The organism is Micromonospora arida, assembly GCF_003857035.1.
Lineage (GTDB): Bacteria > Actinomycetota > Actinomycetes > Mycobacteriales > Micromonosporaceae > Micromonospora > Micromonospora arida.
In genome coordinates this window covers 1-9,223 of sequence record NZ_QGSY01000091.1, presented here as the reverse complement: position 1 = coordinate 9,223, position 9,223 = coordinate 1, and the positions used below count along the sequence as shown (strand labels likewise).

Genomic DNA, 9,223 nt, shown 5'->3' with positions numbered 1-9,223 from the left:
CCACCGAGGCGCGTTTCTACCCGTCGTACGACGGGTAGAAACGCGCCTCGGTGGGACGGGCACGCCCGGAGGCGCCCCGATCGGGGCCGGGCACCGACGCGCGCCCGGCGCTGCGGTGCAGGTACGGATGCGGAACGCCGGCAGACGAGGTCGCGGACATGTAACTCAGGGTACGTAGCGGGAGCCACTGCCGCCTTCAGGCGACACTCAGCGGCAGGCGGTACGCGAAAATCTGGTTACCCTAGCCGCGACCGGAAGTACTCGATCGTGCGTCGCAGGCCATCTTCGGGCGCGACCGACGGCTCGTATCCGAGCAGTTCACGAGCGAGCGTGAGATCCGGTCGGCGCATCTCCGGGTCATCCGAGCTGCGGGTGACATAGGTCACCTTCGAGGTGCTGTCGGAGAGCGACACGATCAACTCGGCGAGTTGCCGCATGGTCAGCTCGTGCTCGGTGCCGCAGTTGACCGGGCCCGTCTCGGTCGAGTCGAGCAGCAGCAGGATGCCGCGCACCAGATCCTCGACGAAGCAGATGGACCTGGTCTGGTTACCCGTGCCGTGCACGGTGATCGGCTCGCCGCGCAGCGCCTGGGAGATGAAGGTGGGGATGGCGCGGCCGTCGTCCGGGCGCATCCGCGGGCCGTACGTGTTGAAGATCCGGACGATCGCCGCGTCGAGCCCGCGGTAGCGGTGGTACGCCATCGTCGCGGCCTCGGAGAAGCGCTTGGCCTCGTCGTAGACGCTGCGGACCCCGATCGGGTTGACGTTGCCCCAGTAGGTTTCCCGCTGCGGGTGCTCCTTGGGGTCTCCGTACGCCTCGGAGGTGGAGGCCATCAGGAACCGGGCGCCGTCGGCGGCCGCGCGCTCCAGCAGGTGCAGGGTGCCGACCGAGCCGACCCGGAGGATCTCCACAGGCAACTGGGCGAAGTCGGTGGGGCTGGCCGGAGAGGCCATGTGCAGGATCGCGTCGAACCGCTCGGCCAGCGCCGGGTGGTGGGTCGGCAGGCCTTCGGAGATGTCCGCTTCGACGAGGGTGAAGGTCGGCCGATCCAGCAGGTGGGCGACGTTCTCCTTGGAGCCGGTCACGAAGTTGTCCAGCGCCACCACCGTGCAGCCTCGGGCGATCAGGGCGTCCACCAGGTGTGACGGGACGAAGCCAGCTCCGCCGGTGACGAGGACGCGGTGATCGGGACCAAAGCGCTCAGCAACCTTCATGCCGCTCAGCCTACCGACCGCCGAATTCGCGGAAGGGGTCCCCTGTTGACGTCGCACGTCAACAGGGGACCCCCGACAGGTGCCGTGATCAGTGGGCGCCAGCGCCGGTGAGGGCGCGCACCTCCAGCTCCGCGTACTTGTCCTCGTCGTGCTCCTTGGAGATGACAGTGCCGATCCACCCGCAGAGGAAACCGAACGGGATGGAGAGGATGCCCGGGTTGGACAGCGGGAACCACTGCCAGTCGTGGTCCGGGAACATCGAGGTCGCCGCACCGGAGACCACCGGCGAGAAGAACACCAGCAGCACGGCCGAGAGCAGCCCGCCGTAGATCGCCCACACCGCGCCGGAGGTGTTGAACCGCCGCCAGAAGAGGCTGTAGAGGATCGCCGGCAGGTTGCCCGAGGCGGCGACCGCGAAGGCCAGCGCCACCAGGAACGCCACGTTGAGGTTCTGCGCGTAGATCGACAGGGCGATCGACACCGCGCCGATACCCAGGGCGGAGATCCGGGCGACCCGCACCTCCTGCCGCTCCGACGCCTCACCCTTCTTCAGCACGTTCGCGTAGAAGTCGTGCGCCAGGCTGGACGACGAGGCCAGCGTCAACCCGGCGACCACCGCGAGGATGGTGGCGAAGGCGACCGCTGCGATGATCGCCAGCAGGGCTGCCCCACCCAGTTCACCGCCGAAGAAGTCGATGCCGAGCGCTTCGGCCAACTGCGGCGCGGCGGTGTTGCCGGCCTTGTCCTGTGCCGTGATCGCCTGGCTGCCCACCAGCGCCGCCGCACCGAAGCCGAGCGCCAGGGTGAGCAGGTAGAAGGTGCCGATGATGCCGATCGCCCAGAGCACGCTCTTGCGGGCCGCCTTCGCGGTCGGCACCGTGTAGAAGCGGATCAGGATGTGCGGCAGACCGGCGGTGCCGAGCACCAGGGCGATGCCCAGGGACAGCAGATCCACCTTGTTGTAGAAGGTCTGTGTCGAGTTGCCGGCGACCTCGACGCCGTACCGGAGCCCGGGTTCGAGGAACGCGCTGCCCTTGCCGGAGGCGGCGGCCGCCTGGCCGAGCAGCTCCGACAGGTTGAAGTTGAACTTCGCCAGCACCAGGATGGTCATCAACAGCGCACCGCCCATGAGCAGGAACGCCTTGACGATCTGCACGTAGGTGGTGCCCTTCATGCCACCCACGGTCACGTAGATGATCATCAGCGTGCCGACCATGATGATGGTGGCCACCTTCGCGGTGTCCGCGTCCATGCCGAGGAAGGTCGTCCCCGGCCGGATGCCGAGCAGCAGCGCGACCAGCGCGCCGGCGCCGACCATCTGGGCGAGCAGGTAGAAGATCGACACCGTGATGGTGGAGACCGCCGCCGCCGTACGCACCGGACGCTGACGCATCCGGAAGGCCAGCACGTCCGCCATCGTGTACCGGCCCGAGTTCCGCAGCAGCTCCGCGACCAGCAGCAGGGCCACCAGCCAGGCGACCAGGAAGCCGATCGAGTAGAGGAAGCCGTCGTAGCCGTACAACGCGATGATGCCGGCGATGCCGAGGAACGAAGCGGCCGACATGTAGTCGCCGCCGATCGCCATGCCGTTCTGGAAGCCGGAGAAGGACCGGCCGCCCGCGTAGAAGTCGGTCGCTGTCTTGGTCTGCCGGCTGGCCCAGATGGTGATGCCCAGGGTCACCGCGACGAAGACCAGGAAGAGCGTGATGGTCAGGTTGCGGGCGGTGTGATCGCCCGCCTCAGCCGCGAGGAACGTCTCAACCGCGAGGACCTTGCTCATGGGTCACCTCCCCGATCTCGGCGCGGATCCGGTCCGCGATGGGGTCGATCTTCCGGTCCGCGTACCGGGAGTAGAGCCAGGCGATCAGGAACGTGGAGACGAACTGGAGCAGGCCGAAGACCAGTGCGACGTTGATGTTGCTGCCGAACAGCTTCGTGCCCATGAAGTCCCGGGCGTACGCGGAGAGAATGACGTAGAGCGCATACCACAGGAAGAACGCGACGGTCATTGGGAAGACGAAGCCGCGCAGCGCACGCCGCAGCCCGGCGAACTCGTCCGACCGTTGTACGGCCAGGTACTTGTCCGACTGGGAAGCAGCCGGAGCGGGTGTGTCCGTGGACATCTGTGGATCACCACCTTCACAGGCGTCAGAGGAGTTTCGCGCACCGTAAAGAGCGCACTCCCCGGCAGGGAAGGCTGAGATCGACGCCGGTCGGCGAGTGCGCCGAGCGGTTGCCTGGCTGCGCCAAGTGACTCAGGTCACTGCGATGATCGGTCGCCCCTGGCGAGGCGCCCGTTCAGGCCGGCAGCTCGTGGTAACGACCGCGGTAGTGCAGCAGCGGGGTGGCCTCCTCGGCCAGGTTGACCGCCTCGATCGTGGCCTCGACCAGCAGCCCCCAGCCGTACTCCCGGGCGGTGTCCAGCCGGCACCCGGCCCAGCCGCCGGCGTCCGCTGGAACCGGCCCGTACGGCGTCTCGTTCCACGCGCCGGTCGCGAAGAGCCCGCCCGGGGCGGGGAAGAGGCCGGCGAACCGGTCGGCGAGTTGCCGGTGTGGCGGGCCGAGCGGCGTGACGGCGAACCGACCCGACTCCTCGACGGCCGCCCAGAGGTCGGACTCCGGGTCGATCAGCCCGAGCAGCCGGTCCGGTTCCCCCTCGGCCACGAGGGTGGACGAGACGGTCAGCCCGGCCGGACCGGGCGCCGTCCAGAGGGTCACCGGTGCGGCGAGGCGACCACGCAGCCGGCGTACCGGCGACCGTTGCCCGGTCGGCACCGCGAACGGATCGGTGTGGTGGATCTCGGCACCCGGCTCATGATTCACGTGAAACATTGTGCCGCCCCGGACCCTCGCCCAACCAAGGAAGCGCTCGTGCAGGTCGGCGGGGCGCCCGTTGAGCCGGGCGAGCTGATCGCCCGCCTCCGCCATCATCGTGCCCAGGTAGACCAGCAGCCCCACCCGGTCGTCCCGGTACTCGGCGAGCAGCGCCAGCCGCGCCGGCTGGCACGGCCAGAGCGCGCCACAGCCACGGCACCGCCAGAGCGGCCGCATCGGCAGGTGCGGCCGGCTCACCGTGGCTCTCCGGCCGTCCGGGGCGGTGAAGTGGCCCGACTGCGGCGCGCTCCGATCGGCGGAAGGCAATTCCCGGGTGACCGTGATGCCTCTGGGTCATATTGATGCCTCACAGGCATCACGCTCGCGGTGGCACGCCGGTCCCCGGCGCGATGCGCCGCACGGTCGCTTGCATGGTCTGAGGTCCGATCCGCTGGCCGGGCCACGTTTTTCACCAGCGACCGCCGTTCGCGCGCCAGGTCTGCGCGGGTGTCAGCCAACCGGCCCGGCCTGGTCGCGGCAGGGCGACCGTCGGCCAGTTCGCCCACCCGGGTGCTCGATTCGGCGGGCCTGCCGACCGCTCCGATCCGGTCGCGCCCGGCACGGCCGCCGGTGCCACAACCTTCTTCTTCCGGTACGACCACCGCGCCCCGTTCCTGCCAGTGATGAATCGGAACATGGCTCATCTCCTCCCGGTCGACGAGGGCCGCCCCGGCCGGGGGATGACCGGGGCGGCCGGAACGCAGGACCCAGTCGCCGGGACGTCGCCTCCACCGGCCGGGCCGCGTGCTCTCCACCCTGGACGGAGAGGAGCGAACAGGGGAGGATGCCAGGGCTTACTACGTAGCGCGATCACGTACTTACCGGAGAGGTAAGGATGAACGTCGAGATGTGGGTACGGGCGCTGAAGGCCGCCCGAGCCGGTGCCGAGGTGTCCCAGGAGGCTTTGGCGACCCTCACCAAGTGGAGTCCATCCACGGTGGCCGCCATCGAGACCGGCCGGCGTCGACCGACCATGGAGTTCGCGGTCGCCGCCGACGAGGCCCTCGCCACCGGCGGCCTTCTCGCCGAGTTGTTGATCGCAGCCGATCGGCAGCGGCTGCCGACCTGGTTCGTGCCATGGCGCAACCATGAGGAGCAGGCGATCAGGCTCTGCGAATTCGAACCGTGTTTGATTCCGGGCCTCCTGCAAACCGAGGACTATGCCCGCGCGGTCATTTCCGCTGGTGGCCTGAATCCCACCAAGTTGGTGGATGAGCTGGTCACGGTCCGGATGGAACGACAGCAGTTGTGGCAGCGGGCAGAGTCGCCGCAATGCGTCTTCGTCCTGGACGAGACGGCTCTACGCCGCCCGGTCGGCGGGCCGGCGGTACTGGACGCTCAGCTCGGTCGGCTGATGGAACTCGCCGTCATGCCGAGCGTCAGGCTGCACGTCGTGCCGCTCGACGCCGGAGCGCACGTCGGATTGACCGGCGGCTTTCTGCTCGCTGAACTGCCCGACGGGGAACGAGTCACCTATGTCGAGGACGTTGCTCGTGGGCACGTCATCGACGACCCGGACGTCGTCCGTCTGATTGGTCGGAAATGGGATAGCCTGCTCGGCGAAGCATTCTCCACAAGCGCCTCGCTGGATCTGATCCGGAAGCTGAAGGTGACGCCATGACCCTTGCTCAACCCCGCTGGCGGACGTCGACCAGGTCTGGCGACACGGGCGGTGCCTGCGTCGAGGTGGCGGACAACCTGCCCGGCGTCGTGCTGGTCCGGGACAGCAAGGACCGTTCCGGCCCAACCCTCACCTTCGCCCCGGCCGCCTGGCGCGGCTTCGTGGCCGACGCCGCCCAGGCCCCTGGCCGACGCGTCGGCTAGCGGCGCGGTGTGACCGTGGCCAGCAGCTCCGGTTGACGTCGGTCCAGCACGTCACCGGCCAGGTACGCGCCGAGTAGCGCCGCGCCGAGCCCGTACGCTGCGCCGACCGGCAGGGCCAGCCAGAGCCACGCGTCACCGAACAGCGCGGCGGCCACCACCATCGGCACCGCGGCAACCGCCGAGGCGAGCATGGCCAGCAGGGTGAGCAGCCCTTTCGTCAGGCCCGCGCCGCTGTTCATCGCGAACGGGTTGCTCGTCTCCGGCAGCGAGTACGCCCCGAGCACCGAAACCAGGCTGTTCACCGCCAGCCCGGCGCCGTAGGTGGCGACCAGGCTGCCGATCGTGAGCCCGATCCAACCCGGGTGACCGATCAGCACCGACAGCACCACCCCGACGACCGCCAGCATCGGCAGCACGTACAGCGAGAAGGCCGTCATCCGGGCCCGCAGCTCGACCCGGCCGGACACCCCGGCCACCACGTTCGCGGCGTACGCGCTGCCGTCGAAGCCGAACTGGTTGGCCAGCGTGACGGCGGCGAGCACGCCGACGAAGAGCATGGAGATGGTGACCAGCACCGGTGAGCTGTCGTTGGCAGCCGTCGTGAACCCCTCCTCGCCCATGGCCGCGAAGTCCCCGCCGGTAACGTTGATCATCACTGGCACGAAGATGCCGACCACCGCGATCGTGATCAGGTTGGCCCGGCGGCGAGCGTCCCGCCACCAGTAGCGGGCCTCCCGGGCGACCAGGGCACCGAACTGGTCCCGGCGGGCCCAGCCGGCGACCCGGGGAAACAGTTGGGCGACCGCGCCACCGGCAACTCCGCGTCGCACCGGAGCCTTACCGGCGCTCGCCGCACCCACCATCGCCGACTCGAGCGACCGGGACCACCAGGCCAGCAGGGCGCCCAGCGCCGCCACCGTGATCAGCAACTTGACCGGTGCCGCCCACACCCGCCCCTGGGCCACGTCGATGCCGGCGGTCCACGGGGCGCCCAACGGCGTCCAACCGATCACGGTCGCCACGCCGGCCAGCCGGTCCCAGTCCGCCTCGCGCAGCGCGGCGAGGCCGAAGATCTGCAACGGGCCGAGCAGCGCGGCCGTCACCGCCAGCAGCACGGCCGCCAGGTCGCGGACCCGTCGGGACCGCAACATGGTGGCGAAGGCGCTGGTCACCGCCCGGCTGGCGGCTACACAGAGCAGCAACCCGGCAAGCACACCGACGACGGAGACCAACCCCGCCGACCAGCCACCCAACGACCAGGCGGTCAGCACCAGCCCGGACGACGCGATGAGCACCGCCAGCACCGGCACGCTGATCAGGGCCGCCACGAACAGGCCGGTCACCAACGTGCGCCGGGGCAGCGGCAGCAGCGCGAACCGGGCCGGGTCGAGTGTCTCGTCCACACCGAAGAAGACCAGTGGCAGCAGCAGCCAACCGAGCACCAACAGCCCGCCACCCGCCGCCGCGACCAGCACCGCGTACTCGCCGTTGCCGGTCAGGCCCGGCGCGGCGAAGAGGAAGAAACCGCTGGCGGCGAACCAGAGGCCGAGCAACGCGCCGCCGATGAACAGGGCGATCCGCCAGCCCTGGCCTCGAAAGTTGTTGCCCATCACCCGCAGCTTGAGCCGCACGAAGTGGCGAGCGGAGACCGAGCGTACGGGGGCGGCGGGGGTGGCGTCCGCGCTCACCGGGAGAGCCACGACAACTCCTCGCCGGTCGCGGTGCGCCCGCCGACCACCTCGACGAAGACCTGCTCCAGGGAGCGACCGCCACGGACCTCGTCGATCGTCCCGACCCGCTTGATGACCCCCTGGGCCAGGATCGCCACGTGCGAGCAGAGCCGCTCGACGACCTCCATCACATGACTGGAGAACACCACGGTGCCGCCACCGGCCGCGTACCGGGTGAGGATGTCCCGGATCAGCGCGGCAGAGACCGGGTCGACCGCCTCGAACGGCTCGTCCAACACCAGCACCCGAGGGCCGTGCAGCAGCGCGCAGGCCAGGCCGATCTTCTTCTTCATGCCTGCCGAGTAGTCCACCACCAGGGTCCGACCGGCGTCGCCGAGCGCCAGCACGTCCAGCAGCTCGGCAGCCCGCTGGTCGACCACCGCCGGGTCCATCCCGCGCAACAACCCGTTGTACGCCAGCAGCTCCGCCCCGGTCAGCCGGTCGAACAACCGGACCCCGTCGGGCATCACGCCGAGCAGCCGCTTCGCGGTGACCGGGTCCTGCCAGACGTCGTGCCCGAGCACCCAGGCCGAGCCGGCGTCCGGTCGCAACAACCCGACCGCCATCGACAGGGTGGTCGTCTTGCCGGCGCCGTTCGGGCCGAGCAGGCCGTAGAAGGAACCGGCGGGGACGTCCAGGTCGACGCCGGCCACCGCGATCGTGCCGTCGAACCGCTTGGCCAGGCCACGCAGTGCGAGCGCGGGGTGCTCAACAGTCATGCGCCGACGTTATCCGCCGATCGCCAGTTATGCCGTCCGGCGACGGACGGACCCGCGATCATCCCCGAGGCGGACGAGCCTGATGCAACCGGACGCCGTGCTCGCGGGTGACAGAGGCAGGAGCGACACGGGGAGGGGCATTGAACACAGATGACGGCTTCGAGGAGTTCTACCGAGCCAGCAGGCACCGGGTCGTCACCGTGCTGTACGCGCTCGGTGGCGACATCCATGAGGCGCAGGACGCCGCACAGGAGGCGTACGTGCGGGCCTGGCAGCGCTGGCGGCGCATCAGCGAGTACGACGACCCTGAGGCGTGGGTGTACGTCGTGGGACACCGCCTCCTTCAGAATCGTTGGCGGAAGATCCGGAACGGGATCACCGCCCATCGGCGGAATGGTCCGGTGACCGCGGTCGGGCCACCATCGGAGAACACCGTCGCGCTGGTCGCCGCGTTACGCCAGTTACCGACGGACCAACGCGAGGCGATCGTCCTGCACCACCTCGCGGATCTCTCGGTCGCGGACATCGCGACGCGGACTGCCGTGCCGGTCGGCACTGTCAAGGCCCGGCTCGCCCGAGGGCGCAAGGCCCTCGCACCTCTGCTCGGCACCACCCTCCCCGAGGAGGTCAGCAATGCCTGATCAGCCCTTCGTGCACCTGTTCCACGACACCGAGCACCTGAGCTGGGCCCCTACCGAGCAGGTGCGGGAGCGCGGCCGGCGGCGGACCCGTCAGACCAGAATCGCGGCGGCGCTCGCCGCAGTGGTGGCGGTGGCGGTGGTGGCCACCGGGGCGGTGGCGCTGGCCGGCGGCCGGGAGGGGGCGCCGACGCCGGTGCTGCCGGCGACCGGATCACCCACCC

At 69.8% G+C, this 9,223-nt stretch carries 9 protein-coding genes and 2 pseudogenes; 4 read left to right on the top strand and 7 right to left on the bottom strand.

Annotated features, from left to right (window positions below; all coding sequences use genetic code 11):
• Positions 1 to 22: 22 nt before the first annotated feature.
• The 5 genes and pseudogenes from DLJ58_RS04000 to DLJ58_RS03980 form a co-directional block, all read right to left on the bottom strand.
• Positions 23 to 160: pseudogene (locus DLJ58_RS04000) on the bottom strand (LCP family protein); the annotation flags it as partial.
• A gap of 76 nt (positions 161 to 236) precedes the next feature.
• Positions 237 to 1,214 (bottom strand): NAD-dependent epimerase/dehydratase family protein, encoded by a 978-nt coding sequence (locus DLJ58_RS03995; protein WP_124853907.1) that lies wholly within the window; start codon positions 1,212 to 1,214, stop codon positions 237 to 239.
• 88 nt (positions 1,215 to 1,302) lie between these two features.
• Complete coding sequence (locus tag DLJ58_RS03990) at positions 1,303 to 2,994, bottom strand: solute symporter family protein (RefSeq protein WP_124853906.1); 1,692 nt, start codon at positions 2,992 to 2,994, stop codon at positions 1,303 to 1,305.
• On the bottom strand, positions 2,972 to 3,337 hold the full coding sequence (locus DLJ58_RS03985; RefSeq protein ID WP_124853905.1) for a DUF485 domain-containing protein: 366 nt from the start codon (positions 3,335 to 3,337) through the stop codon (positions 2,972 to 2,974). Before DLJ58_RS03985 ends, DLJ58_RS03990 begins: the two co-directional genes overlap by 23 nt.
• Positions 3,338 to 3,512: 175 nt before the next feature.
• Entirely contained in the window at positions 3,513 to 4,265 is a 753-nt protein-coding gene (locus tag DLJ58_RS03980) for a flavin reductase family protein (protein ID WP_124853909.1), read from the bottom strand.
• A 658-nt stretch (positions 4,266 to 4,923) separates the two neighbouring features.
• On the opposite strand from DLJ58_RS03980, the gene DLJ58_RS03970 reads away from it, so the two are divergent.
• Positions 4,924 to 5,709, top strand: coding sequence for a helix-turn-helix domain-containing protein (locus DLJ58_RS03970; protein ID WP_124853903.1), 786 nt, complete (start codon positions 4,924 to 4,926; stop codon positions 5,707 to 5,709).
• Positions 5,706 to 5,912 carry a DUF397 domain-containing protein gene (locus tag DLJ58_RS03965; protein ID WP_124853902.1) on the top strand — a complete coding sequence of 69 codons (207 nt, stop codon included), beginning with the start codon at positions 5,706 to 5,708 and terminating at the stop codon, positions 5,910 to 5,912. Before DLJ58_RS03970 ends, DLJ58_RS03965 begins: the two co-directional genes overlap by 4 nt.
• On the opposite strand, the gene DLJ58_RS03960 is transcribed toward DLJ58_RS03965, so the two are convergent.
• Together DLJ58_RS03960 and DLJ58_RS03955 are read right to left on the bottom strand one after the other, a co-directional pair.
• Complete coding sequence (locus tag DLJ58_RS03960; protein WP_425271292.1) at positions 5,909 to 7,612, bottom strand: ABC transporter permease; 1,704 nt, start codon at positions 7,610 to 7,612, stop codon at positions 5,909 to 5,911. The genes DLJ58_RS03965 and DLJ58_RS03960 overlap by 4 nt on opposite strands.
• Positions 7,597 to 8,361: an ABC transporter ATP-binding protein gene (locus DLJ58_RS03955; protein ID WP_124853901.1), complete on the bottom strand. Its 765-nt coding sequence runs from the start codon at positions 8,359 to 8,361 to the stop codon at positions 7,597 to 7,599. Before DLJ58_RS03955 ends, DLJ58_RS03960 begins: the two co-directional genes overlap by 16 nt.
• 140 nt (positions 8,362 to 8,501) lie before the next feature.
• On the opposite strand from DLJ58_RS03955, the gene DLJ58_RS03950 reads away from it, so the two are divergent.
• Both DLJ58_RS03950 and DLJ58_RS03945 read left to right on the top strand, forming a co-directional pair.
• Positions 8,502 to 9,002, top strand: a complete 501-nt coding sequence (locus tag DLJ58_RS03950) for a SigE family RNA polymerase sigma factor (protein WP_124853900.1) — start codon at positions 8,502 to 8,504, stop codon at positions 9,000 to 9,002.
• Positions 8,995 to 9,223: pseudogene (locus DLJ58_RS03945) on the top strand (hypothetical protein); the annotation flags it as partial. The gene DLJ58_RS03950 and the pseudogene DLJ58_RS03945, both read left to right, overlap by 8 nt.